25 protein-coding genes, 1 rRNA gene and 1 riboswitch are annotated in these 25,947 nt (G+C 39.1%); of the genes, 24 read left to right on the forward strand and 2 right to left on the reverse strand.

Translation table 11 applies throughout. From position 1 onward, the window contains the following. The 5 genes from rrf to BAZO_RS10865 all read left to right on the forward strand — a co-directional run. Window positions 1–71: ribosomal RNA gene (rrf, locus tag BAZO_RS23430) — 5S ribosomal RNA — on the forward strand; the annotation flags it as partial. Window positions 72–312: 241 nt separating this feature from the next. Continuing rightward, on the forward strand, window positions 313–1,263 hold the full coding sequence (locus BAZO_RS10850) for an ABC transporter permease (protein ID WP_003331551.1): 951 nt from the start codon (window positions 313–315) through the stop codon (window positions 1,261–1,263). Further along, on the forward strand, window positions 1,256–2,203 hold the full coding sequence (locus tag BAZO_RS10855) for an iron chelate uptake ABC transporter family permease subunit (RefSeq protein WP_003331552.1): 948 nt from the start codon (window positions 1,256–1,258) through the stop codon (window positions 2,201–2,203). The genes BAZO_RS10850 and BAZO_RS10855 overlap by 8 nt, the downstream gene beginning before the upstream one ends. Further along, the gene (locus BAZO_RS10860) at window positions 2,200–2,961 is read left to right on the forward strand and encodes an iron ABC transporter ATP-binding protein (RefSeq protein ID WP_003331553.1); all 762 of its coding nucleotides are present in this window, start codon (window positions 2,200–2,202) and stop codon (window positions 2,959–2,961) included. Before BAZO_RS10855 ends, BAZO_RS10860 begins: the two co-directional genes overlap by 4 nt. Window positions 2,962–2,995: 34 nt before the next feature. After that, complete coding sequence (locus tag BAZO_RS10865; RefSeq protein WP_003331554.1) at window positions 2,996–3,973, forward strand: siderophore ABC transporter substrate-binding protein; 978 nt, start codon at window positions 2,996–2,998, stop codon at window positions 3,971–3,973. A 107-nt stretch (window positions 3,974–4,080) separates the two neighbouring features. Here BAZO_RS10865 and BAZO_RS10870 read toward each other — a convergent pair whose 3' ends face one another. Beyond that, entirely contained in the window at window positions 4,081–4,515 is a 435-nt protein-coding gene (locus tag BAZO_RS10870) for an Hsp20/alpha crystallin family protein (protein ID WP_003331555.1), read from the reverse strand. Between the two features lie 217 nt (window positions 4,516–4,732). Between BAZO_RS10870 and BAZO_RS10875 the strand changes: the two genes are divergently transcribed. From BAZO_RS10875 to purD, 14 genes are all read left to right on the forward strand, one after another. Then, window positions 4,733–5,275 carry a DUF2179 domain-containing protein gene (locus tag BAZO_RS10875; RefSeq protein WP_003331556.1) on the forward strand — a complete coding sequence of 181 codons (543 nt, stop codon included), beginning with the start codon at window positions 4,733–4,735 and terminating at the stop codon, window positions 5,273–5,275. Next, window positions 5,272–5,484 carry an NETI motif-containing protein gene (locus tag BAZO_RS10880; protein WP_003331557.1) on the forward strand — a complete coding sequence of 71 codons (213 nt, stop codon included), beginning with the start codon at window positions 5,272–5,274 and terminating at the stop codon, window positions 5,482–5,484. Before BAZO_RS10875 ends, BAZO_RS10880 begins: the two co-directional genes overlap by 4 nt. A gap of 92 nt (window positions 5,485–5,576) precedes the next feature. Beyond that, window positions 5,577–5,678: riboswitch (purine riboswitch) on the forward strand. Between the two features lie 140 nt (window positions 5,679–5,818). After that, on the forward strand, window positions 5,819–6,310 hold the full coding sequence (purE, locus tag BAZO_RS10885; RefSeq protein ID WP_003331558.1) for a 5-(carboxyamino)imidazole ribonucleotide mutase: 492 nt from the start codon (window positions 5,819–5,821) through the stop codon (window positions 6,308–6,310). Continuing rightward, complete coding sequence (purK, locus tag BAZO_RS10890; RefSeq protein WP_003331559.1) at window positions 6,303–7,430, forward strand: 5-(carboxyamino)imidazole ribonucleotide synthase; 1,128 nt, start codon at window positions 6,303–6,305, stop codon at window positions 7,428–7,430. Before purE ends, purK begins: the two co-directional genes overlap by 8 nt. 33 nt (window positions 7,431–7,463) lie before the next feature. Then, entirely contained in the window at window positions 7,464–8,759 is a 1,296-nt protein-coding gene (purB, locus tag BAZO_RS10895; protein ID WP_003331560.1) for an adenylosuccinate lyase, read from the forward strand. A gap of 142 nt (window positions 8,760–8,901) precedes the next feature. Then, window positions 8,902–9,627 (forward strand): phosphoribosylaminoimidazolesuccinocarboxamide synthase, encoded by a 726-nt coding sequence (gene purC / locus BAZO_RS10900; protein ID WP_003331562.1) that lies wholly within the window; start codon window positions 8,902–8,904, stop codon window positions 9,625–9,627. Continuing rightward, window positions 9,615–9,869 (forward strand): phosphoribosylformylglycinamidine synthase subunit PurS, encoded by a 255-nt coding sequence (purS, locus tag BAZO_RS10905; protein ID WP_003331563.1) that lies wholly within the window; start codon window positions 9,615–9,617, stop codon window positions 9,867–9,869. The genes purC and purS overlap by 13 nt, the downstream gene beginning before the upstream one ends. After that, complete coding sequence (gene purQ / locus BAZO_RS10910) at window positions 9,866–10,552, forward strand: phosphoribosylformylglycinamidine synthase subunit PurQ (RefSeq protein ID WP_003331564.1); 687 nt, start codon at window positions 9,866–9,868, stop codon at window positions 10,550–10,552. Before purS ends, purQ begins: the two co-directional genes overlap by 4 nt. Further along, on the forward strand, window positions 10,536–12,767 hold the full coding sequence (gene purL / locus BAZO_RS10915; RefSeq protein ID WP_003331565.1) for a phosphoribosylformylglycinamidine synthase subunit PurL: 2,232 nt from the start codon (window positions 10,536–10,538) through the stop codon (window positions 12,765–12,767). The genes purQ and purL overlap by 17 nt, the downstream gene beginning before the upstream one ends. A 13-nt stretch (window positions 12,768–12,780) precedes the next feature. Beyond that, the gene (gene purF / locus BAZO_RS10920) at window positions 12,781–14,184 is read left to right on the forward strand and encodes an amidophosphoribosyltransferase (protein WP_003331567.1); all 1,404 of its coding nucleotides are present in this window, start codon (window positions 12,781–12,783) and stop codon (window positions 14,182–14,184) included. A 50-nt stretch (window positions 14,185–14,234) separates the two neighbouring features. Then, window positions 14,235–15,275, forward strand: a complete 1,041-nt coding sequence (gene purM / locus BAZO_RS10925; RefSeq protein ID WP_003331568.1) for a phosphoribosylformylglycinamidine cyclo-ligase — start codon at window positions 14,235–14,237, stop codon at window positions 15,273–15,275. Then, window positions 15,272–15,850 carry a phosphoribosylglycinamide formyltransferase gene (purN, locus tag BAZO_RS10930; protein WP_003331569.1) on the forward strand — a complete coding sequence of 193 codons (579 nt, stop codon included), beginning with the start codon at window positions 15,272–15,274 and terminating at the stop codon, window positions 15,848–15,850. Before purM ends, purN begins: the two co-directional genes overlap by 4 nt. Window positions 15,851–15,937: 87 nt before the next feature. Then, window positions 15,938–17,476 (forward strand): bifunctional phosphoribosylaminoimidazolecarboxamide formyltransferase/IMP cyclohydrolase, encoded by a 1,539-nt coding sequence (purH, locus tag BAZO_RS10935; protein WP_003331570.1) that lies wholly within the window; start codon window positions 15,938–15,940, stop codon window positions 17,474–17,476. An 81-nt stretch (window positions 17,477–17,557) separates the two neighbouring features. Beyond that, window positions 17,558–18,832: a phosphoribosylamine--glycine ligase gene (gene purD / locus BAZO_RS10940; RefSeq protein ID WP_003331571.1), complete on the forward strand. Its 1,275-nt coding sequence runs from the start codon at window positions 17,558–17,560 to the stop codon at window positions 18,830–18,832. Between the two features lie 46 nt (window positions 18,833–18,878). Here purD and BAZO_RS10945 read toward each other — a convergent pair whose 3' ends face one another. Next, window positions 18,879–19,166: a YgaP family membrane protein gene (locus tag BAZO_RS10945; RefSeq protein ID WP_003331572.1), complete on the reverse strand. Its 288-nt coding sequence runs from the start codon at window positions 19,164–19,166 to the stop codon at window positions 18,879–18,881. Window positions 19,167–19,281: 115 nt separating this feature from the next. Between BAZO_RS10945 and BAZO_RS10950 the strand changes: the two genes are divergently transcribed. The 5 genes from BAZO_RS10950 to pcrA all read left to right on the forward strand — a co-directional run bounded on the left by BAZO_RS10950 (window position 19,282) and on the right by pcrA (window position 25,823). After that, entirely contained in the window at window positions 19,282–21,021 is a 1,740-nt protein-coding gene (locus BAZO_RS10950; RefSeq protein ID WP_003331574.1) for an adenine deaminase C-terminal domain-containing protein, read from the forward strand. Between the two features lie 86 nt (window positions 21,022–21,107). Then, on the forward strand, window positions 21,108–22,187 hold the full coding sequence (locus BAZO_RS10955) for a DUF3048 domain-containing protein (protein WP_003331575.1): 1,080 nt from the start codon (window positions 21,108–21,110) through the stop codon (window positions 22,185–22,187). 19 nt (window positions 22,188–22,206) lie between these two features. Then, the gene (locus BAZO_RS10960; protein WP_003331576.1) at window positions 22,207–22,524 is read left to right on the forward strand and encodes a YerC/YecD family TrpR-related protein; all 318 of its coding nucleotides are present in this window, start codon (window positions 22,207–22,209) and stop codon (window positions 22,522–22,524) included. A 191-nt stretch (window positions 22,525–22,715) separates the two neighbouring features. Continuing rightward, on the forward strand, window positions 22,716–23,408 hold the full coding sequence (pcrB, locus tag BAZO_RS10965; RefSeq protein ID WP_003331577.1) for a heptaprenylglyceryl phosphate synthase: 693 nt from the start codon (window positions 22,716–22,718) through the stop codon (window positions 23,406–23,408). A gap of 186 nt (window positions 23,409–23,594) precedes the next feature. After that, the gene (gene pcrA / locus BAZO_RS10970) at window positions 23,595–25,823 is read left to right on the forward strand and encodes a DNA helicase PcrA (RefSeq protein ID WP_003331578.1); all 2,229 of its coding nucleotides are present in this window, start codon (window positions 23,595–23,597) and stop codon (window positions 25,821–25,823) included. Window positions 25,824–25,947: the final 124 nt, after the last annotated feature.

Below are 25,947 nucleotides of genomic sequence, written 5' to 3' on the forward strand. Positions count from 1 at the left end.
CGGAAGTTAAGCTCTTCAGCGCCGATGGTAGTTGGGGGCTGTCCCCCTGTGAGAGTAGGACGTTGCCAAGCAAACAAAAAGAGTAGCAGAGATGCTACTCTTTTTGTTTGCATATTTTGGGACAGAGAACCCGACCCTGTGGCTCTGGCTCACCCAAAATTTTCATAATTCTAATTGACAATGATTATCACTACTGTTAAGATAAAAATAGGTTATAAATGATAACGAATCTCATTATCAACTGACGATCTTATTATCAATTAACAATATATACATAAAATCGATGAAGTAAACTACAGGGGAAAGTAAGTTATGAAAAAACGATATCTTGTTTTCGCGTTAATTGTATTATCGGTGGCTTCGATTTTTATCGGGGTTACCGATCTATCTCCAAAGCACATTTTCAATTTAAGTAATGATCAAACGCAAATCTTATATGTCAGTCGTATACCGCGTTTATTGAGCATTATTATTGCAGGAATGGGTATGAGTGTTTGTGGATTGATTATGCAGCAGCTGAGCAGAAATAAGTTTGTATCACCGACAACTGCCGGGACAATGGATTCGGCAAGATTCGGGATTTTAGTTTCGCTTATGCTGTTTTCTTCAGCAGGACCACTTGAAAAAATGCTGATTGCCTTTGTATTTTCACTTGCGGGGACATTTTTATTTATGAAAATTCTCGACAAAATTAAGTTTAAAGATGCCATCTTTATTCCTTTAGTAGGGTTAATGTTTGGGAGTATCGTAAATTCAATGACAACCTTCTTTGCTTACAAAAATAATCTCATTCAAAATATGTCATCGTGGCTGCAAGGAAATTTTTCACTCATGATTCAAGGGCGGTATGAACTCCTATACATCAGCATTCCGTTATTGATTGTTGCCTACCTTTATGCAAATAAATTTACGATTGCTGGGATGGGGGAAGAATTTTCGACGAACTTGGGTCTGAAGTATAAGCAGGTTGTTAATATTGGTTTAACAATTGTCGCCTTAATTACCTCATTAGTTGTGCTTACCGTAGGGATGATACCTTTTCTCGGGTTGATTATTCCTAATATTGTGACAATATATCAAGGGGATAACCTTCAGAAAAATCTTCCGCATACCGCATTATTGGGCGCAGTGTTTGTGCTAGCCTGTGACATTCTAGGTAGGGTCATTATTTATCCTTACGAAATTGCTATCGGCGTAACCGTAGGCGTCATTGGGAGTGGAATCTTTCTTTACCTGTTATTGAGGAGAAAAGCTTATGAGTAATAAGGTCAAAATAATCGTTCTTGTCGTATTATCAGCTTTATTAGTAACGCTATTTTTGTTTGTCGACATCGGCAGCAATTGGGATTACATCCTGCCAAGTAGGGGGAAGAAGATTCTTGCCATTATGTTAACGGGAACTGTTATCGCCTTTTCAACGATGGTGTTTCAAACGATTACGAATAATAGAATTTTGACTCCCAGTTTAATAGGTTTGGATTCACTTTACTTGCTCATCCAAACATTTATTATATTCATGTTTGGGTCTACCAGCCAAACGGTTACAGATAAAAACATAAATTTTATCATCTCAGTTGGCTTGATGATGATCTTTGCGGCGGTGCTGTTTAAGGTTCTTTTTAAACGTGAAGGCCAAAATATTTACTTCTTATTATTAGTAGGGTTAATATTTGGAACTTTTTTCGAAAGTGTTTCTTCCTTTATGCAGGTGCTCATTGATCCAAATGAATTTCTTGTTGTTCAGGATAAGATGTTTGCAAGCTTTAATAATGTAAATACCGACCTACTCGTCATATCGTTCGTTATTGTAATCATCGTTGCTATTTATTTTAAAAAGTTTGCAAGATACCTAGATGTTTTATCTCTAGGAAAAGAACAGGCTGTAAATCTAGGGGTTGATTACGATTATGTAGTAAAAAGGCTGTTAATCATTATCTCTGTGTTAGTTTCTGTTTCAACCGCGCTTGTTGGTCCGATTACATTTCTAGGGTTGCTTGTCGTCAATGTCGCTCATGAATTTTTAAAAACATACCGTCATTCACAGTTGATTTTAGGTTCAATCTTCATAAGTATTATTGCCTTAGTCGGTGGTCAATTGCTTGTTGAACGAGTATTTACTTTTTCAACAACGATAAGTGTCATCATCAATTTCATTGGTGGAGTTTATTTCATTTATCTTCTTTTGAGGGGGAGAAAATTATGATCGAGGTAAGAAAACTGAGGAAGCAATATGGAAGTAAAAATGTCATTGATAATGTTTCTATTAACATTCCTAAAGGAAAAATTACTTCTTTTATTGGACCGAATGGGGCCGGTAAAAGTACCGTCCTTTCCATGATCAGCCGTTTGATTACGAAGGATGATGGAGATGTATTGGTTGATGGAGCTGAACTTAGCCGCTGGAAAAGCAATGAACTTGCTAAAAAGATTGCTATTTTAAAACAATCGAATCATATTAATATTCGTCTCACCATTAGGGAGTTAGTAAGTTTTGGGCGTTTTCCGTATTCACATGGCAGGCTTTCGAGAGAGGACTGGAAATATGTCGATGAAGCTATTAACTATATGGAGTTAAAAGATATCCAACATAAATATCTGGATCAATTAAGTGGTGGTCAAAAACAAAGAGCCTATATTGCGATGGTTATCGCTCAGGATACGGAGTATATCCTTTTGGATGAACCGCTCAATAATTTAGACATGAAGCATTCCGTTCAGATCATGAAGGTGTTGCGAAAACTAGTTGATGAGTTGGATAAAACCGTTGTTATTGTCATTCATGATATTAATTTTGCCTCTTGTTATTCAGATTATATTGTTGCTTTAAAAGGTGGCAAAGTGATCAAGGAGGGCACTACAGAGGAAATTATATCAAAGCAGGTTTTGAAAGAGGTTTATGATATGGATATCCAAATTGAAACAATTAACGAGAACAAAATTGGGATTTATTTTGCAGGTTAAAATACAATAAAAAAATTTTAGAGGTGGAAAGTAAATGAAAAAGCTAGCATTATTATTTTTAGTATTCGTATTAACAATTGTTACTGCAGCATGCGGTACCGGCAGTTCAAGTCAACCAGCTGGGCAAACAGAAAATAATACAACCGCAAACAATGCAACTGAGCCCGGAGCTACTGAATTAACGATTAAGCACAAGCTTGGAGAAACCCCTGTTACAAAAAATCCTGAGAAAGTAGTCGTATTTGATTTCGGTGTATTAGACACATTGGATAAACTTGGGGTTGAGATAGCAGCTGTTCCGCAAGGCGGCACCATTCCTATATATCTATCAAAATATGAAGATTCTAAGTATGTGAATGCTGGAGGTTTAAAAGAGCCGGATTTTGAAACGATTGCCGGTCTTAATCCAGATTTAATTATTATTTCAGATCGTCAGGCTGATCTTTATGAGGAATTTAATAAAATTGCACCAACCATCCACATGGGGGTCGATTACACAAGATATATGGATTCATATAAAGAAAACTCTATAACATTAGGTCAAATTTTTAATAAAGAGGCAGAAGTAGAGGCAGAACTCGTCAAGGTGGATGAAGCAATTAAATCCCTTCATGAAAAAGCAACAGCAAGTGGTCAAAATGCCCTAATTGTTTTAGCAAACGCAGGTAACCTAAGTGCATACGGACCAGGATCAAGATTCGGATTAGTTCATGATGTATTTGGTTTAAAAGCTGTAGATGAAAATATCGAAGTTTCTACACACGGTCAAAATATTTCGTTTGAATATATTATGGAAAAAGACCCGGATTACTTATTTGTAGTTGACCGTGATGCAGTAGTGGGCGGTGATGCCTCTGCAAAACAAACGATCGAAAACGAGTTAATCAAAAATACAAAAGCATATAAGAATGGAAATATCGTTTATTTAGATCCTAATTATTGGTACTTATCCGGAGGTGGACTTGTTTCCGTTGCTGGGATGGTAAAGGCAATTGAGGCTGCCATTCAATAAAGTTGGCTGGGTCAGAAATCCCTGGGCCAGAGTTCCCGACCCTGTGGGTCGCTCAAAAGAAAAAATGTCTGACATGATGTCAGGCATTTTTTCTTTGTCAGCTTTTCCTATTCTTCAATTTTCTTAATAGAAATCTTTTGTCGCCGCATATCATCGGGAATTAGGCGGTGAAGATGGATAATAAGTAAACCATTTTGATAAGTGGCATCTATTCTGTCATCCTTAACAGGGTATGGCAACTCGATGCTTCGTTCAAAATGCCCGTTAAATAACTCATCTTGAACTAAGTTATAGCCTTTGTAACGTAAATTAATATCACCCTTTAATTCGAGTGACTGGTAATCAATATACACATCGACGTTGTTAATATCATTTAACCCAGGAATGTTAGCTATTACCAATATTTCATTTTCAGTTTTACATACATTTACTAGAGGGAAATGATTATATTGAAGAATGCTTTCAAAACTGCTTAAAAAACCGTCACCTAAAAAAGTATCGATATTTTTATGCCATTCCTGCCAATTTTTAAATGGATCCATAGGATATAGGCCCCCTTCCTGCTTTTGCTATTCTATTTTTCATCATATGCTATTTGTGGTTTTGGGTGATTGTCTAATGTCAGATATCTGTGACAAATTGGTACTAATTAACAGGAGATTTTTAGTTAAAATGCAACATGAGGAGGATTCCTTTTCATAAATAGTCGAATGTTGTAGAATAGGGGAAATAAACCATTAGGTAAGGTGGAATCTCCGAATGCTGCAAAACTCTGTAGTGATGGTTGCCATTATTCTTTCTATAAATATTGTCTATGTATCATTTTTTACAATTCGAATGATTTTAACGTTGAAGGGTCAGCGGTACCTTGCAGCTGCGATAAGCTCAGTTGAGGTTGTCATTTATGTAGTTGGTTTAGGTCTAGTATTGGACAATCTGGATCAGATTCAGAATTTGATTGCTTATGCCGTGGGATATGCTTTAGGGGTTTTAGTAGGCATGAAGATAGAAGAAAAATTAGCACTAGGTTATATTACCGTGAATGTAATTTCCAATGAGTGGGAAAAGCCTTTCACAAAGCTGCTTAGAGAAAAAGGATATGGCGTGACAAGCTGGATGGCTTATGGGATGGAAGGCGATCGGCTGGCCATGCAAATTTTAACACCAAGAAAGTATGAAGAATCCTTATACAAATTAATTAAAGAAATCGATCCAAAAGCATTTATCATTGCCTATGAACCTAAAACAATTTATGGCGGTTTTTGGGTGAAGTCAGTTCGAAAAGGGAGATTAGGTCAATGAGCGATAAACCAAAAAAGAAAAGGTTTGAAGTTGAGGATCATGAGAGTATTTCCGATTGTTTAGACAGAATGGATAAAGAGGGCTACCAGCCGGTAAGGCGAATGGAAGAGCCAGTGTTTATCGAGGTAAAAGAAGGAAAAACAATCGTTCAAAAGGTCCATAAGCAAAAAATAGTGTTTGAAGGTATATTGAAACAAGAAAATAAGTGAAGCAAAAACCGAACATTAAAATCTTAATAAAATAATATTGTTCGATATTTGTTGACATTTTTAAGAATTGCTTGTTAAAATTAAGAAGGTAAAATGAAAAGCCAACATCGCCTCATATATCATTGGGAATAAGGCCCGAAAGTTTCTACCCGATTACCGTAAATGATCGGACTATGAGGAAGGTATATTTCATCAGTGGCACGACCCTTGCATAAGGAATGGCTATTTCTCTTTATTTCTTTATGTAATCATGTCCAGGTGTGGATTCCTTTCTCATTCATGAAAGTATCTGCCCTGGACTTTATTTATTTCATTTAGTAGGAGGATTTTTTCCATGGAGCAACCTTTAGTTGGGGTTATTATGGGTAGTACATCTGATTGGCCAACAATGGAACATGCATGTGTTATTTTAGATGAATGTCAAATCCCTTATGAGAAAAAAGTAGTTTCTGCCCATCGGACACCAGATTTAATGTTTGAATATGCGGAAACAGCAAAAGGTAGAGGAATTAAAGTTATCATCGCTGGTGCCGGGGGTGCGGCACATTTACCGGGTATGGTTGCGGCAAAGACGACATTACCTGTTATTGGCGTTCCGGTCCAATCAAAGTCGTTGAATGGACTTGATTCATTGCTATCGATTGTACAAATGCCGGGTGGTGTACCGGTAGCAACAGTAGCAATCGGGCAAGCAGGTGCAATGAATGCAGGCTTACTTGCGGCCCAAATTTTAGGGACACAATTTCCTGAAATCGATGAACGCTTAGTAAATAGACGTATTGCAACACGAAATGCTGTATTAGAAAGTAGTGATCAACTTGGCTAAAAGAATAGTACCTGGACAAACGATTGGAATTATCGGCGGCGGACAGTTGGGGCGAATGATGACTATTGCTGCAAAAGAAATGGGCTATCGGGTGGCAGTTATGGACCCAACAAAGGATTCCCCGTGTGCGCAAGTATCCGATATCGAAATTGTTGCGTCCTATGATGATCTGGATGCAGCTAAGAAATTAGCCGAGGTCAGCGATGTGATTACATATGAATTTGAAAATGTGGATCACATTGTCTTAGGGTGGCTTGAAGAGAATGCTTATTTACCACAAGGCAGTGAGTTGATAAAAATAACACAAGATCGTGCCAATGAAAAGAAGGCAATCGTCCGAAGCGGAGCTGAGGTTGCCCCATATTTTCTTGTTAATAATATAGAAGATTTACAGGCTGGACTAGAAGAATTAGGAATGCCAGCCGTGTTAAAGACATGTAGAGGCGGCTATGACGGAAAAGGTCAGGCTGTTATCAAAGAAACAAATGATAGAAGTGATGCTGAAAAACTTCTTTCACATGGTCAATGTGTATTGGAAAAATGGCTGTCTTTTGAAAAGGAGATTTCAGTCATCGTTACAAGAAGCGTATCTGGAGAAGTTAATACCTTTCCGATAGCTGAAAACATTCATGTTGAAAACATTCTTTCACAATCGATTGTACCGGCAAGAATTGATGCTCAAATCGCCCAAAAAGCAACTGAAAAAGCTATTAATCTTGCAAAATCAATCAATATGGTCGGTACTTTAGCGGTGGAAATGTTTTTAACAACCGATGGTGAAATTTTTATTAATGAATTAGCGCCAAGACCTCATAACTCAGGACATTACACACTGAACGCTTGTGAGACTTCGCAGTTTGAGCAGCATATACGTGCAGTTTGTGATTGGCCATTAGGAAAACCAGATTTATTGAAGCCGGTTGTGATGGCTAATATATTAGGGGAACATCTACAGCCTGTTCTCGAGAAAATTGATCAGTTTTCAGATTGCAAGCTTCATTTATATGGAAAAGCGGAAGCGAAAGTAAAACGTAAAATGGGTCATCTCAATATTCTTGCAAATACTATTGAAGAAGCTTTAGATAAATATGAATCCTTAAATATATGGAATAATAATTAAGCTAGGCATCGAAGGAACTGGAGGAATTATTTAATGATCGAGCGCTATACCCGCCCTGAAATGGGAGCAATTTGGACTGAGGAAAATAAGTTTAAAGCATGGTTGGAAGTTGAAATCTTAGCTTGTGAGGCTTGGGCTGAGCTAGGAGAAATACCGAAGGAGGATGTAAAAAAACTTCGTGAAAATGCATCCTTTAACATTGAGCGGATTAATGAAATTGAACTAGAAACAAGACATGATGTTGTTGCTTTTACACGTGCCGTTTCTGAAACGCTTGGCGAAGAAAGAAAATGGGTTCACTACGGTTTAACATCAACAGATGTAGTTGATACAGCACTTTCTTATTTAGTGAAACAAGCCAATGACATCCTTCAAAAAGATATTGAGAATTTTATTGAGATATTAAAAGAAAAAGCAATTGAGCATAAGAAAACTGTGATGATGGGCCGTACGCATGGTGTTCATGCAGAACCGACTACTTTTGGTTTGAAGCTTGCTCTTTGGTATGAAGAAATGAAACGTAACTTAGAGCGTTTTAAAAACGCAGCGGATGGAATTCGAGTTGGCAAGATTTCAGGAGCCGTTGGGACTTACGCCAATATTGATCCATTCGTTGAACAATATGTATGTGAAAACTTAGGTTTAAAAGCTTCTCCTATTTCAACCCAAACATTACAACGTGACCGCCATGCAGACTACATGTCAACATTAGCGTTGATTGCAACATCGATTGAAAAATTTGGTGTTGAAATTCGTGGATTACAAAAGAGTGAAACAAGAGAGGTTGAAGAGTTTTTTGCTAAAGGTCAAAAAGGTTCTTCAGCTATGCCACATAAACGTAATCCAATTGGTTCAGAAAACATGGCAGGACTTGCTCGTCTGATTCGTGGATATATGATGACGGCTTACGAAAACGTACCACTATGGCATGAACGAGATATTTCTCATTCATCTGCTGAACGTGTGATTCTACCAGATGCAACAATTGCTTTGAACTATATGTTAAATCGTTTCGCTAATATCGTGAAAAACTTAACAGTATTCCCTGAAAATATGAAACGCAATATGGAAAGAACATTTGGTTTAATTTATTCTCAACGCGTATTATTAGCGCTTATCGATAAAGGGATGTCAAGAGAAGAAGCCTATGATACTGTGCAACCAAAAGCAATGGAGGCATGGGAAACGCAAGTGCCTTTCAGATCACTTGTTGAGGCAGAGGAGAAAATCACAAGCAAGTTAAGTTCTGCTGAAATTGAGGATTGCTTCGATTATAATTATCACCTTAAGCATGTTGATATGATCTTCGAGCGTTTAGGTTTGGAATGAAAAATTTGTATTCAATAAAAGTAAATTAAAATAGATGTCAGGTATCAATAACAAAGCGATCCATGTTTGTGATGCCTGACAATCAAAAATAATATTTTTTAATATAAATTTTCGCATATTTCCGAATACGGGGGAGTCTTTAGTGGAAAAAGGGCAGTTGTTATATGAAGGCAAAGCAAAAAGAATTTACACCACAGAAGAAGAAAATATCGTTTGGGTTGAGTACAAGGACGATGCAACTGCTTTTAATGGTGAGAAAAAGGCGCAAATCAGTGGAAAAGGCCGCTTGAACAATCAAATTACGACATTGCTTTTTGAAAAGTTAGCGGAGGCAGGCATTGAAAACCACTTTGTTGAAAAGCTTTCTGATACCGAGCAACTTGTAAAAAAAGTAAAAATCATTCCGCTTGAAGTCGTAGTTCGCAATATTATCGCAGGCAGCCTTGCAAAAAGATTAGGAAACGAAGAAGGCACTGAACTAAAAAACGCAATCGTTGAATTTTATTATAAAAACGATGCATTAGGCGACCCAATCGTTAATAACGATCACATTCAATATCTTGAAATAGCAACGGAAGCAGAGTTGCAAAAAATTAAACAGACGGCCCTTAAAGTGAATGACATTTTAGATCCATTTTTTGCAGAAAGAAATGTGATTTTAGTCGATTTCAAGCTTGAATTCGGTGTAACAGACAAAGGTGAATTGATTTTAGCTGATGAAATTTCACCTGACACATGCCGTCTTTGGGATAAAGCAACCAATCAAAAGCTTGATAAAGATATTTTCCGCCGTGATTTAGGTAATTTAACAGATGCTTATGAAGAAATTTTAAAACGTTTAGGAGGCGTAACTCAATGTTCAAAGTAAAGGTATATGTAACGTTAAAAGAAAGTGTTTTAGACCCGCAAGGTGCAGCAGTTAAAAATTCATTACACAGCATGTCTTACAAGGATGTAACTAATGTCCGTATTGGTAAATATTTAGAATTAACACTTGATCAAAATACAGCAGATGTTGAACAAACAGTTAAAGAAATGTGTGACCGTCTATTAGCAAATCCAGTCATTGAAGATTATCGTTATGAAATTGAGGAGGTTGTCGCTCAGTGAGATTCGCAGTGATCGTTTTTCCAGGATCCAATTGTGATATTGATATGTATCATGCGATTAAGGATGAATTAGGGGAAGAAGTAGAATACGTTTGGCATACAGAGTCAGATTTGAGCAGATTTGATGCAATTCTACTACCTGGTGGTTTCTCTTATGGAGACTATCTACGTTGTGGAGCCATCGCTCGTTTCTCAAACATAATGGAAGCTGTTATACAAGCAGCTGAAGAAGGGAAGCCGGTTTTAGGAGTATGTAATGGCTTCCAAGTATTGTTGGAATCTGGGCTTCTTCCAGGTGCGATGAAGCGCAACAATAATTTGAAATTTATGTGCCGTCCGGTTGATCTTGAGGTCGTTAATAACAACACCATGTTCACAAGCGGTTATGAACAATCCGAAATTATTTCTGTTCCGATCGCTCATGGCGAAGGAAATTACGAGTGTGATGATGAGACTTTAAAAGAACTAGAGGAAAACAACCGAATTGTCTTCCGTTACCATGGCACGAATCCGAACGGTTCAAAAGCTGACATTGCTGGAATTATCAATGAAAAAGGAAACGTATTAGGCATGATGCCTCATCCAGAACGTGCCGTTGATGAATTATTAGGTAGTGCAGACGGGCTTAAACTATTTCAATCAATCTTGAAAAAATGGAGGGAAGCACATGTCGTTACTTCTTGAACCAACAGCAGCGCAAATTAAAGAAGAAGCTATATATCGTGAAATGGGATTGAATGATGAAGAATTTGCAATGGTCGAAAAAATTCTTGGACGCCTTCCCAATTATACAGAACTAGGCCTATTTTCAGTAATGTGGTCAGAGCATTGCAGTTACAAAAACTCAAAGCCGGTCTTAAGAAAATTCCCGACTAAAGGTGAACGTGTATTGCAAGGACCTGGTGAGGGTGCTGGTATTGTTGATATTGGTGACAAACAAGCCGTTGTTTTTAAAATTGAAAGTCATAACCATCCATCAGCAATTGAGCCATATCAAGGGGCAGCAACAGGGGTTGGCGGGATTATCCGTGATGTCTTTTCAATGGGGGCACGCCCAATAGCAATCCTAGATTCACTTCGTTTTGGAGAGCTCACAACACCGCGCATGAAATATCTTTTCGAAGAAATTGTTCATGGGATTGCGGGATACGGAAATTGTATTGGAATCCCAACTGTCGGTGGAGAGATTCAATTTGATCCGTCTTATGAGGGAAATCCTCTCGTAAACGCGATGTGTGTAGGCTTGATCAATCATGAAGATATAAAGAAAGGTCAGGCAAAAGGTGTTGGCAATACCGTTCTTTATGTTGGAGCATCAACAGGCCGTGACGGCATCCATGGGGCAACATTCGCTTCAGAGGAATTAAGCGAGGCATCTGAAGCAAAACGCCCGGCTGTTCAAGTTGGCGATCCATTTATGGAAAAACTGCTTCTTGAAGCATGCTTAGAAATTATTAAATCCGACGCCTTAGTTGGTATTCAAGATATGGGTGCTGCTGGACTTACATCATCATCTAGTGAGATGGCAAGCAAAGCAGGCTCCGGTATTGAAATGAATTTAGACTTAGTCCCACAGCGTGAAACAGGCATGACTGCTTATGAAATGATGCTATCTGAATCACAAGAACGTATGTTATTAGTTGTTCAAAAGGGCCGTGAGCAAGAGATTATTGACATTTGCCATAAATATGGTCTTGAAGCAACAGCGATCGGAAAAGTTACCGACGACAAAATGCTCCGCTTATATCATAAAGGGGAAGTAGTGGCAGATGTTCCGGTAGATGCACTTGCAGAAGATGCACCCGTCTATCATAAGCCATCTAAAGAGCCAGCTTATTATGGTGAATTCCAAAGGATGGCCTCATACGTTCCAACAGTAATAGATTATAAAGAAACGCTTGTACAGTTATTAAGCCAGCCTACCATTGCAAGCAAGGAATATGTATATGATCAATATGATTATATGGTTCGCACAAATACAGTAGTTGCACCGGGATCTGATGCAGCTGTACTAAGAATTCGCGGTACAAGAAAAGCATTGGCAATGACAACAGATTGTAATTCACGCTACTTATATCTTGATCCGGAAGTAGGCGGAAAGATTGCTGTAAGTGAGGCTGCACGTAATATCGTGTGCTCCGGTGGTGAGCCACTCGCGATTACAGATTGCTTGAATTTTGGAAATCCAGAAAAGCCGGAAATCTTCTGGCAGCTTGAAAAAGCTACAGATGGAATGAGTGCAGCATGTGAAGCATTAAGTGCACCGGTTATCGGCGGAAACGTCTCACTTTATAATGAAACAAATGGGGAAGCTATTTACCCGACACCTGTTGTTGGTATGGTAGGTTTAATTGAAGATATTGAGCATATTACGACTCAAAGCTTCAAAGAAGCTGGAGATCAAATTTATGTAATCGGTGAAGCAAAACCGGAATTTGGCGGCAGTGAATTACAAAAGATGCTTGAGGGGAAGATCTACGGAAAAGCACCTGAACTTGATCTTGAACTGGAAGTTAAGCGCCAGCAGCAATTGCTATCTGCAATCAAATCCGGTCTTGTTCAATCAGCCCATGATATTGCAGAAGGCGGATTAGCTGTTGCCATTGCGGAATCTTTAATGAATGATGACAAGTTAGGTGCTGATGTCCAAATCAAAGGTGATGCTGTAACAGCCTTATTTAGTGAAACACAATCACGTTTCATCGTTACAGTTAAAAAGGAAAATCAAGAACAATTTGAAGCGATTGTAAAAGATGCCAGCTTAATTGGGGAAGTTACCCAAACAGGTGTTTTAACGTTCGTCGACGAAAAAGAAGTAGAGTTGTTATCAGCTGAAACCGAGCAACTTAAACGTGCTTGGCATGAAGCTATACCATGCCTGTTGAAATCAAAATCATAAGGAGGAATGTGGTGTGTTTGGAGTTTGGGGACACCCTGAAGCAGCGCGTTTAACCTATTACGGATTACACAGTCTTCAGCATCGCGGCCAAGAAGGTGCTGGAATTGTCGTAACAGATGGTGAAACGTTAAAAATATCCAAAGGCCCAGGCCTCTTAACGGAAGTGTTTGGTACAGGTGAATTGGATAGTTTAACTGGAAAAGCAGCTATTGGTCATGTACGATACTCTACTGCCGGAGAAGAAGGTTATGAAAATGTTCAACCTTTACTATTTAACTCACAAACCGGCAGTTTAGCTTTGGCGCATAATGGAAGTCTCACGAATGCGGATGCATTAAAAAGTCAATTAGAATACCAAGGTTCTATTTTTCAAACGACATCGGATACAGAAATACTAGCACATTTAATTAGACGGGTTGGCTTTGGAAACATAGAGGATCAAGTAAAAAGTGCATTGTCCATTTTAAAAGGAGCCTATGCATACCTTATTATGACTGAAAAGAAACTATTGGCTGCTCTTGATCCAAATGGATTTCGTCCACTTTCCATTGGACGCCTTGATGGTGCCTATGTATTAGCGTCTGAGACATGTGCGTTTGATGTTATTGGGGCAACATATGAGCGTGAAGTAATGCCAGGTGAGCTTATTATCATTGATGATACTGGCTTGCGTTCTGAACGATTTACAATGAATGCTAATCATGCAGTTTGCAGTATGGAATATATTTATTTTGCTCGTCCAGACAGCGATTTTGACAACATTAATGTTCACAGTGCACGCAAGCGCCTTGGTAAACAAATGGTAGCAGAAGCACCAGTAGAAGCAGATGTTGTAACAGGTGTACCTGATTCTAGTATTTCAGCAGCAATTGGGTATGCGGAAGCTTCCGGCATTCCATATGAATTAGGACTCATAAAAAATCGATATGTTGGCAGGACATTTATTCAACCTACACAAGAAATGCGTGAGCGCGGTGTGAAAATGAAATTGTCACCAGTACGCGGTGTTGTGGAAGGGAAACGTGTTGTTATGGTTGATGATTCGATTGTGCGCGGAACCACGAGTAGAAGAATCGTTCAACTACTTCGCGATGCAGGTGCAATTGAGGTTCACGTAAGAATCACCGCACCACCAATCGAGTTTCCATGTTTTTATGGTGTCGATACAACTTCAAAAGAAGAGTTAATTGCTGCATCAATGTCAATAGAAGAAATCCGTCAGGAAATTGGCGCAGATTCCCTTGAGTTTTTATCAAAAGAAGGGTTATTAAAAGCAATTGGAAGACAAGACCAGGATGAAAACTGCGGTCAATGTTTGGCATGTTTCACAGGCAAATATCCAACTGAGGTCTTTCCTGATGAAGCCACAAATTCTAATATGGCGGCTCAAAAAAAAACTAAGGCCCCGACGTCGTAAGTAGGGGCCTGTAAGTTGCAAAAAAATAGCTGAAAGAGGAGATAAAAGACATGTCAAATGCTTACAAGAACGCCGGTGTAGATATTGAAGCAGGCTATGAATCTGTTAATCGCATGAAAAAACATGTTCAAAAAACAGTCCGTCCTGAGGTGCTTGGTGGTTTAGGCGGCTTTGGTGGTATGTTTGATCTTTCAAAAATGAATGTGAAAGAGCCGGTTTTAATTTCTGGTACAGATGGTGTTGGTACGAAGCTAATGCTTGCTTTTATGATGGATAAGCATGATACGATCGGCATTGACTGTGTGGCCATGTGTGTGAACGATATTGTCGTTCAAGGAGCAGAACCACTTTATTTCTTAGACTATATTGCCTGCGGTAAGGCACTTCCTGAGAGAATTGAAATGATAGTAAAAGGTGTAGCGGATGGCTGTGTTCAGGCAGGCTGTGCTCTAATCGGCGGAGAAACAGCAGAAATGCCTGGTATGTATGATGTAAATGAGTACGATCTAGCTGGCTTTGCTGTAGGTGTTGCTGAAAAGTCAAAGATGATTACAGGAACAACGATTGAAGCGGGCGATGTGTTAATTGGGATCGCTTCAAGCGGAATCCATAGTAATGGCTACTCATTAGTGCGTAAGGTCCTTCTTGAGGATGGGAAGCTTGACCTTCATGTAACATATGAAGGCTTAAACGGTACATTGGGTGAAGAATTACTCCGTCCAACAAAAATTTATGTAAAACCACTTTTGGAATTAATCAAAAAGTTTAATATAAAAGGTTTAGCTCACATTACTGGTGGTGGATTTATTGAAAATATTCCTAGAATGCTTCCGGAAGGCGTAGCTGCAGAAATCGATTATGGTACATGGCCAATATTGCCAATCTTCAATTTGATCGAAAAGACTGGAAACTTAAAGCAAAAAGATCTATTCAATGTTTTTAACATGGGCATCGGCATGGTAGCGGTTGTTAATGAAAGTGAAGCAGATGATGTTTTAGCGACACTTGAAACTCTTGGTGAAAAGGCATATAAGATTGGTCGTGTTAAAAACGGTGAAGGAGTTTCCTTTAGTGGAGGCAATCTAGAATGAAAAAAATAGCGGTGTTTGCATCAGGCAGCGGATCTAACTTTCAGGCATTAGTAGATGCAGCAAAGGCTAATCAGCTGTCCGCGGAAATTGTCTTGATGGTTTGTGATAAACCAAGAGCTTATGCAATCGAGCGGGCAGATAAAGCGGGTGTACCATCTTTGGTGATTTCTCCTAAGGATTTCGCTTCAAAAACAGATTATGAAAAAGAAATTTTACAAAAGCTTAATGAGAGCGGAGTAGAATTAATTGTACTCGCTGGGTACATGCGTTTGATCGGTGAAACATTGTTATCGGCCTATGAAGGAAGAATTGTAAATATCCATCCGTCCCTATTGCCGTCTTTTGCTGGAAAAGATGCGATCGGACAAGCCTTCCAAGCAAAGGTGAAGATTACTGGCGTAACGGTTCATTATGTTGACGAGGGTATGGATACAGGTCCGATCATTGCTCAAGAAGCGGTGAAGATGGATGAACATGAGACACGGGAAAGCCTTGAAGCGAAAATCCATCAAGTTGAGCATTTATTATATCCACGTGTTATACAAAAATTATGTTCCACTGATAGGAAAGTATAAATTTCGGTGGAAATCAGTATAAGAAAGGACATCAACTTCCGCCATTATGGGCGGAAAGTCGTGTCTTTCTAAGGGGGAGAAATAGTAATGGCAATTAAACGTGCACTAGTTAGTGTTTCTAATAAAGAAGGGATCGTTCCTTTCGTGCAAGCACTTGTTGAAAATGGGGTTGAGGTTATCTCAACTGGCGGTACAAGCAAGGTTTTAAAAGAAAATGGTGTGAAGGTCATTGGAATTTCTGAAGTAACAGGATTCCCAGAAATTATGGATGGACGGGTAAAAACACTTCACCCCAATATTCATGGTGCATTGCTTGCGGTTCGTGATAATCCTGAACATAGTAAAGCGCTAGAGGAGCATAATATCACTCCAATTGATCTTGTTGTAGTAAACCTCTATCCTTTCCAAGCTACGATTGCGAAGCCGGATGTTGCATTCGAAGATGCAATTGAAAATATTGATATCGGTGGTCCAACAATGCTTCGTTCTGCAGCCAAGAACCATGGTGATGTTGCTGTTGTTGTTGATCCTCTTGACTATGACCGCGTATTAGCTGATATTAAGGAAACTGGAGATGTAAGTAAGGAACTAAAACAAAAGCTTGCTGCAAAAGTTTTCCGTCATACAGCTGCCTATGATGCGGTTATCTCTGAATACTTAACAAAACAGGCTGGTGAAGAAGACCCGGAATCACTAACTGTAACATTTGAAAAGCGTCAAGACTTACGTTACGGAGAAAATCCACACCAAAAAGCTACATTCTATAAAAAACCATTAGGCTCAGAATCTTCGATTGCGGCAGCAAATCAACTTCATGGAAAAGAGCTATCATACAATAATATTAACGATGCAGACGCTGCTTTAAGTATTGTTAAAGAATTTACGAAACCTGCTGTTGTTGCTTTAAAGCATATGAATCCATGTGGAGTTGGTGTTGGTGAAACTGTTGAAGAAGCTTTTGACAAAGCTTACGCAGCAGACCCAGTATCTATTTTTGGTGGCATTATCGCAACAAATCGTGAGGTGGATGCAGCCACTGCCCTAAAAATGAAAGAGATCTTCCTAGAGATTATAATTGCTCCTTCCTTTAGTGAAGAAGCATTGGAAATTTTAACTTCTAAGAAAAACTTACGTCTATTAACACTTTCTTTTGCAGAAGATAAAAAGCCAGAGAAGAAAATGACATCGATTCACGGCGGCCTTCTTGTTCAAGATGAGGATACATTTGGTTTGGATGATGCAACCATCATAATTCCAACTAAACGCGAGCCAACTGAGGAAGAGTGGAAGGATCTTGAGCTAGCTTGGAAGGTTGTTAAGCACGTTAAGTCAAATGCGATTGTATTAGCAAAGGATAATATGACCATTGGTGTTGGTGCTGGCCAAATGAATCGGGTTGGTTCAGCAAAAATTGCGATTGAACAAGCTGGTGAAAAAGCTAACGGCTCAGCAATGGGCTCGGATGCCTTCTTCCCAATGCCAGATACTGTTGAGGAAGCAGCAAAGGCTGGCATCACTGCGATTATTCAACCAGGTGGTTCGATTCGTGATGAAGACTCCATTAAGAAATGTGATGAGTTCGGAATCGCAATGGTATTTACAGGAGTTCGTCATTTTAAACATTAGGAACAAGGGGATGGTTCGTGTGTTCCAAGAAATGAAACAAGAGAACCGTCCCCTTGTTTCAGTAAAGGAGATGTAGTCCAAATGAAAGTACTTGTTGTAGGACGTGGCGGTCGTGAACATGCGCTTGCGTGGAAATTTGCCCAAAGTCCAAACGTTGAAAAAGTATATGTAGCACCTGGTAATGACGGTATGACGGACGTTGCCGAGCTGGTAGCCATTGATGAAAATGATCACAACGGCCTTATTGCTTTTGCGAAGGAAGCGGAGGTATCCTTAACTTTTGTCGGACCGGAAGCCCCTTTATCAGAAGGAATTGTCAATCGCTTTGAGGAGGCGGGATTGCGTGCCTTTGGACCGCGTAAAGAGGCAGCAATCATAGAGGGAAGTAAATCTTTCGCTAAAGATTTAATGAAAAAGTACAATATTCCAACTGCAAAATATGAAACCTTTACTTCTTACGAAGAGGCAAGAGCCTATATCGAGGAGCAAGGTGCTCCAATTGTTATTAAAGCAGACGGTTTAGCAGCGGGTAAAGGTGTAGTTGTTGCGCTAACACTAGAGGACGCACTTGCTGCCATCGATGAGATGATGAATCAAGCGAAATTTGGTGAAGCCAGCAGCAAGGTTGTTGTTGAAGAATTCCTAGAAGGTGAAGAATTTTCTTTTATGGCCTTTGTGAAGGGAGAGAAGGTTTATCCAATGGTCATTTCTCAAGACCATAAGCGCGCCTATGATGGGGACCAAGGTCCGAATACAGGTGGCATGGGTGCCTACTCACCTGTACCGCAAATTCCTGAGGAAGCACTTGATACTGCCTTTAAAACAATTTTACAATCAACAGCCAATGCGATGATTGCTGAAAATCGTTACTTTACTGGCATTTTATATGCTGGTCTTATTTTAACAGCAACTGGACCAAAAGTTATTGAATTTAATGCACGCTTTGGCGATCCGGAAACACAGGTTATTTTACCTCGACTTGAAAATGATTTGGCAGAGCTTATTAATGATATTTTAGATGACAAGCCGGTTGAACTAAGGTGGTCGAATGAAGCTGTAATAGGGGTTGTTCTTGCAGCAACAGGGTATCCAAATGAGTATGAAAAAGGACATGTGATTCATGGCCTACATGCTATGTCAGATGACATTTTTGTTTTTCATGCAGGAACGAAGAAAAGAGATGACTCTTTTGTAACTAATGGTGGACGTGTCCTCCTTGCTGCGACTAAAGGAAATGACCTTGCTGAGGCACAGAATCAACTCTATAAACAATTAGAAAAAGTTCATTGTGATGGTCTATTTTATCGCAAGGATATAGGCTATCGCACGATTGCTTATGCAAAGGCTCATCAATAGAAAATTAGATCAAAGTGGCTAACCCAATGGTTAGCCACTTTTACTTTTATGTTGGATTTGTGATGCCTTCAGTAATGTCATCCGGTAATGCCAATGGTGTTTCCTCGACATGGACTTTGTCCTGTTGTTTATCCTGATATTGCTCAAAAAGAGCGGTTAAAGGGCAAAATTTTGTAATTCCTTCAGCCACTTTCATGGCAGCCATGACAGCAACCCAGAAATAGGAATCGCGCCAAGGGTTTTTTACCATTTTTGCTGTTGCCCATGCCAGCATTGTAAAACCGAATGTCATGCGAATAAGGGCGTTAATAGTACCAATATTAGGTTTAACCATAAAGAAAATTTTACCTCCTTTATTTTGTCAAAAATTCTTAAGCCTCTTTAGTGCGTTAAATTAAGAAATATGGTACGATAAGAGTACGAATGTGTTATGAGAATGGAGGATCACTATGCCTGATCGTTATCGATGGAGGACAAAGCTCATCCGTGAACAAATTTCGATACTCAATGGAAAAAAGTCACCATCAATCGTACTAAAAAATGCGACCTATTTAAATCAAGCGTTACGTAAGTGGCTAAAGGCCAATATTTGGATTTACGAAGACCGCATTGTATACGTAGGAAGCGATCTCCCTGAGATTTATGAGCAAACCGAATTTGTAGATTGTGAAAATAAATTTGTTGTTCCTGGTTATATTGAGCCACATGTTCATCCTTTTCAATTATATAATCCCCTAACATTTGCTCAATATGCATCACAAACTGGAACAACAACATTGATAAACGACAACTTAATGCTTGTACTAATGTTACCTAAAAAGAAAGCGTTTTCTTTGATTGATGAACTAAATTGTTTACCAAGCTCCATGTATTGGTGGTGCAGGTATGACCCGCAGACAGAGATTCCGGGGGAGGAACAAATTTTTTCTCCAGAAAATATTAAAGAATGGCTTGAACATGATTTGGTCATGCAGGGAGGGGAATTGACCTCTTGGCCAAAGGTTTTAGACGGGGATGATTTACTGCTTCATTGGATGCAAGAAACGAAGAGATTAAGAAAGCCAATTGAAGGACATTTACCAGGTGCATCTGAAAAAACACTTACAAAAATGCGCCTGATGGGTGTAGATTGTGATCATGAGTCAATGACAGGTGAAGATGTATTAATGAGGCTTACCCAAGGTTATACGGCTTCTTTACGGTACTCATCGATACGCCCTGACTTGCCTAAGATTTTAGAAGAAATCTTGGAACTCGGAATCGATAATTTCGATCGATTAACATTTACAACTGACGGTTCACCACCTGCCTTTTACAAGGATGGGGTCCTGGATAAAATGATAAAAATCGCCATTGACAAAGGTATCCCTGAAATAGACGCTTATAACATGGCAACCTATAATGTTGCCAAGCATTATGATCTTGATCATGTTCATGGTATGATTGGACCTGGAAGAATCGCACATTTAAATATTTTAGATGATATTAGAAATCCGAGTCCGGTTTCCGTTATTGCTAAAGGGAAATGGGTGCGAAGAGACGGTAAACCAATCGTTAATGTTTCTGAATTCCCATGGGATAAGTACAGCTTGGAACCGCTAAAAATAGATTGGGAACTAACAGCGGATGATTTGCAATTTTCAATGCCGTTTGGAATGGAAATGATAAACTCAGTGATAACGAAGCCTTATTCTATCGGTTTTGACGTTTCTGTGGATGAACTGCCAATGGACCATGATGAAAGCTTCTTAATGCTTGTTGACAAAAACGGAAAATGGAGAATCAATACTGTTATCAAAGGATTTGCCAACAAAGTATGTGGTTTTGCAAGCTCTTATTCCAATACAGGTGATATCGTATTAATTGGGAAGAATAAGAAAGACATGTTGACAGCATTTAATAGAATGAAAAAAATTGGCGGCGGTCTTGTTCTTGTGGAGAATGGTGAAATTATTCATGAAATTGAACTAAAGCTGAACGGAATCATGTCTTCTAAAAATCTTGAAGAATTAATAAAAGAAGAAAATACATTGTTTGCATTATTAAAAGAGAGAGGCTATAAGTTTGTTGACCCAGTATATACTTTGTTATTTTTATCATCAACTCATTTACCATATATTCGGGTTACACCTCAAGGAATTTTCGATGTTATGAAAAAAACTATACTCTTCCCTTCGATTATGCGTTAAACTGATAAAGTATAAAAGAGAAAGACATAGTATTTGTCTTATTAGATAGATGTTATGTCTTTCATTTAAAAAGGGTCGTGGATTAGATGAAGAATCCGATGAAATTATTATGCACAGTTGCAGCAATTGCTACTATTTTTGTAACCGGCTGTAGCAAAAGCACTTCAGGTACCCCGGTTGATCAACCTGCTATTGAATATGTAGATCCACAGTTAAGAGGAGAAATTTTAAAAAAATCAAACATACCGTTTTCTGGGTACTATCCATTGACGGGAATAGGTACATATAATGAAGTTAATCAGCGTGCATTTGCAGTGATGGTTAACAACCACCCTAAGGCACGCCCACAGTCAGGACTGCATAAGGCGGATATCGTCTATGAAATTTTGGCCGAAGGTGCTGTTACTAGATTTTTGGCTGTTTTTCAAAGTGAACTACCTGAAGTTGTCGGCCCTGTTCGCAGTGCAAGGGATTATTACATTTATTTGAGCAAAGGTTTAGGGGCTATTTACGTTAATTATGGTGGAAGTCCGGAGGCCTTTGATTTGCTGCAGTATCGTGAAATTACTGATTATATCGGAGGCATCGTTCGTAAAGGGTATGCAGATGATCAGTTTTTTTATCGGGCAAACTTTCGTAGTGCCCCCCATAACGTGTATACGACAGCTGAAAAATTGATAGAGGGTGCTGAAAAAAGAAATTTCTCGCTTACGAAAGAAATCAAGCCTTTCTCATTTTTATCGGTAGAAGAAATGAAAACTGTAAGTGGGGAAGAAGCTAGTGAAGTTGCGGTAACCTATTCGAATTCGTATAAAACGAGCTTTATATATGATGAGAATTCAGCAAAGTACCAACGTTTTGTTAACGGCAAAGAATACAATGACCGTGAAACAAAAACTCCGATTACTGTGGATAATATTTTAATTATAGAGGCTCCGCACAGGGTTGTTGATAGTGCGGGACGAAGAGATATCGATCTTGACGGGAGCGGCAAAGGCTATCTAATTCAATTAGGTATTAGGCATGAAGTAGAATGGAAAAATGTTAATGGCCGCATTATCCCTTACATGGATGGCAAGGAAGCCGGGCTTGTTCCAGGTAAAACATGGGTAAATGTGATTCCAACTAGTCCAGGTCTAGAAAAAATGGTTTCTTTTGATTTTTAGAACAGGAGTGACGAAAGACATGCAAATAGATAAACTAAGAGGGAAATCACTTGATCAGCTTTTCGAAGCCATTCTTTCTTTGGAAAATATTGAAGAGTGCTATCGTTTCTTTGATGATTTATGTACGGTGAACGAAATTCAATCACTAGCCCAAAGACTTGAAGTTGCACGAATGTTACGAGAAGGCTTTACCTATCACAAAATTGAAACGGAAACAGGCGCAAGTACTGCCACAATCTCTAGAGTAAAAAGATGTTTGAATTATGGAAACGATGCTTATACGATGGCGTTGGATCGGATTCAAAACGAAAACGAAGATGTCGAAGTCGAAAAGTAAATAAAAGGTTGAAAATAAGTCGATTTCTAATTGTGAGTCGGCTTTTTCTGTTTTTATATTAGATTTCTGGGTAAATGACCCGAACTTACGGGCATACGCAGTTAATTTCTAGATAAGTGTACTGTAGTAAGTTTTCGATAAAAAAATTTGGTATAATACATTTTAGTTATGTAAGCAGGAGGATCTAATTCATGTATGAAATTAAACAATGGAAACACATTTTTAAAATAGACCCCAATAAAGAAATCTCGGATCGAGATTTGGAATTAATTTGTGAATCCGGCACGGATGCTGTCATGATTGGCGGAACGGATGGGGTCACACTTGATAATACGATCTATATGCTTTCAAGAATACGAAGATATCAAGTCCCATGTGTTTTAGAAGTATCCAATATTGAATCGATTACACCGGGATTTGATTTTTATTTTATCCCAACGATACTTAATAGTACGGATACAAAGTGGATTGTGGGATTGCATCACGAGGCTGTAAAAGAATATGGTGCGATTATGAATTGGGATGAAATTATGGTTGAAGGCTATTGTGTATTAAATGCCGATTCCAAGGTCGCTGTGCAAACGGAAGCCATTACGAATTTGGAAGTGGATGATATTGTGGCTTATGCAAGTATGGCAGAGCGGATTTACAATCTTCCTATTTTTTATTTAGAATATAGTGGCTCCTACGGGGACCCTAATGTTGTGAAAAGCGTAAAAGCAGCATTACATAATACTCAGCTATTTTATGGCGGCGGTATTACAAATGAAGAGGAAGCTGCGGTAATGGCACAATATGCCGATACCATTATTGTTGGAAATAGTGTTTATGATGATGTGAAAAAGGCTTTGAAAACTGTAGATGCGGTTAAAAAAAGCAAATAGTATAGTAAATTATTGTCTAGCTCCAGCGCCTATCGCCTAGCAAACTTCAGGTCTCCTCCCTACGATAAGTCAACAGAGGGAATCACTTCGTTCGTAGCCGGATATCCTTTATCTCAGTCGAAGACCCTCCAGTTTGTACGGCGATGAACAAGGCGCTTGCGCTTTTCTAAGATTGGAGTGTTCGTTTTGCAAACAAGTGAAAGGTTATTAAGCGGGTTAAATCCTGAGCAGCAGGCAGCAGTACGTTCAACAGAAGGCCCTTTGCTCATTATGGCAGGCGCGGGTAGTGGAAAAACAAGAGTGTTGACACATCGCATTGCCTACTTAATGAGTGAGAAGGATGTTGCTCCATGGAATATCCTTGCGATTACATTTACAAACAAGGCTGCCCGCGAGATGAAGGACCGTGTTGCCAATATTGTTGGACCAACGGCAGAAGAAATTTGGATTTCGACTTTCCACTCGATGTGTGTGCGAATTTTACGTCGGGATATTGATCGAATCGGTATGAATCGTAATTTCTCGATTCTTGATACAAGCGACCAGTTATCAGTAATCAAGAAAATTTTGAAGGAAAAAAATATCGATCCGAAAAAATTTGACCCAAAGACGATTTTAGGGTCCATAAGCAGTGCTAAAAATGAGCTTATTACAACTGAAGAGTACGAAAAAAGTGCTAGTGACTACTACAGAAATACGATAAGTGATGTTTACAAAGCCTATCAGGACAGATTGAAGAAAAATCAATCATTGGATTTTGATGATCTCATCATGATGACGATTCAACTCTTTGACCGTGTTCCGGAAGTGCTCGAATTTTATCAACGTAAGTTCCAATACATCCATGTTGACGAGTACCAGGATACAAACAGAGCGCAATATATGCTCGTGAAATCAATGGCTGCCCGCTTTAAAAACCTTTGTGTAGTTGGTGACTCCGATCAGTCCATTTATCGTTGGCGTGGCGCGGATATCGCCAATATTTTATCGTTCGAAAAGGATTATCCAAATGCAAACGTCATTATGCTGGAGCAAAACTATCGCTCAACGAAGCGAATTTTGGATGCAGCCAATAAAGTGATTGAAAAAAACTCAAATCGGAAGCCGAAAAAACTATGGACTGAAAATGATGAAGGTAAAAAATTAGTCTATTATCGTGGTGATACGGAGCGGGATGAAGGCCATTTTGTAGCAGGGAAAATAAAAGAAATCGTCGAGAGCGGAAAACACAGCTACCAAGATATTGCGATTTTATACCGAACAAATGCCCAATCTCGGGTAATGGAGGAAGTTTTACTAAAATCCAACATTCAATATAACATCGTCGGCGGCATGAAGTTCTATGATCGCAAGGAAATTAAAGATCTTCTAGCTTATCTACGCCTGATTGCTAATCCTGATGATGATATAAGCCTGGCCCGGATTATTAATGTTCCAAAAAGAGGGATTGGTGCTTCAACATTGGACAAGATTGGTGAATATGCCCTTCAAGCGGGTATGTCTGTTAATGAAGCATTAAATGAAGTAGACTTCATGGGTCTTTCAGCAAGATTTACAAATACATTAATAGAGTTCCGTGACCAGATTCGTAACTGGAATCAAATGCAGGAATTTTTATCAGTGACTGAATTAGTAGAAGAGGTTCTTGAAAAAACAGGCTACCGCGACATGCTGAAGGCTGAAAAGACGATAGAAGCTGAGGGTAGACTTGAAAATATCGATGAATTTTTATCTGTTACAAAAAACTTTGAAAAAACAAATGAAGATAAGAGCTTAGTATCCTTTTTAACAGATTTGGCGCTAATCTCTGACATTGACCAGGCGGATAAGGAAGAAGAAGGCAGTCAGGATTCTGTTATGTTAATGACACTTCATTCAGCAAAAGGACTTGAATTCCCAGTTGTATTTTTAATGGGCTTAGAGGAAGGTGTTTTCCCGCATAGCCGTTCCTTAATGGATGACGAGGAAATGGAAGAGGAAAGACGTCTTGCCTATGTTGGGATTACACGTGCTGAAAATGAATTGTTCCTTACAAACGCCCGGATGAGAACTCTATTTGGACGTACGCAAATGAACCCTGTTTCACGGTTTATCGGTGAAATTCCGGATGAGTTAATCGAAAACCTTGCTGAAGAGTTTGCTAAACAAACACAAAGACAACCAACTGCTGCGACGCCATTTGGAGTGTCAAAGCCAAGAATTCAGCAATCGGTTGTTCGCCCTGTTGCAACAAAAACAGGTGGAGACCAAGTTGGCTGGCGTGTCGGTGATAAAGTGGAACATAAAAAATGGGGCATTGGTACGGTTGTGAGTGTTAAAGGGGAAGGTACGGATAAAGAGCTTGATATTGCTTTTCCACAGCCAACCGGTATTAAGAGACTGTTAGCGCAGTTCGCACCAATTACAAAGATTTAATTTTATTCAGCGGTATCCACCACTTCCATAAGTGGTGGGATGAAAGAAAACCAGTATGCAATTCAGTGGGGGAGTTAAATCCCTGCTGAATAAAATTAAAGCCTCCGGCGGATGCCTCGGATTT

The sequence above is a fragment of the Schinkia azotoformans LMG 9581 genome (genome assembly GCF_000307855.1).
Taxonomy (GTDB): Bacteria; Bacillota; Bacilli; order Bacillales; family Bacillaceae_J; genus Schinkia; species Schinkia azotoformans.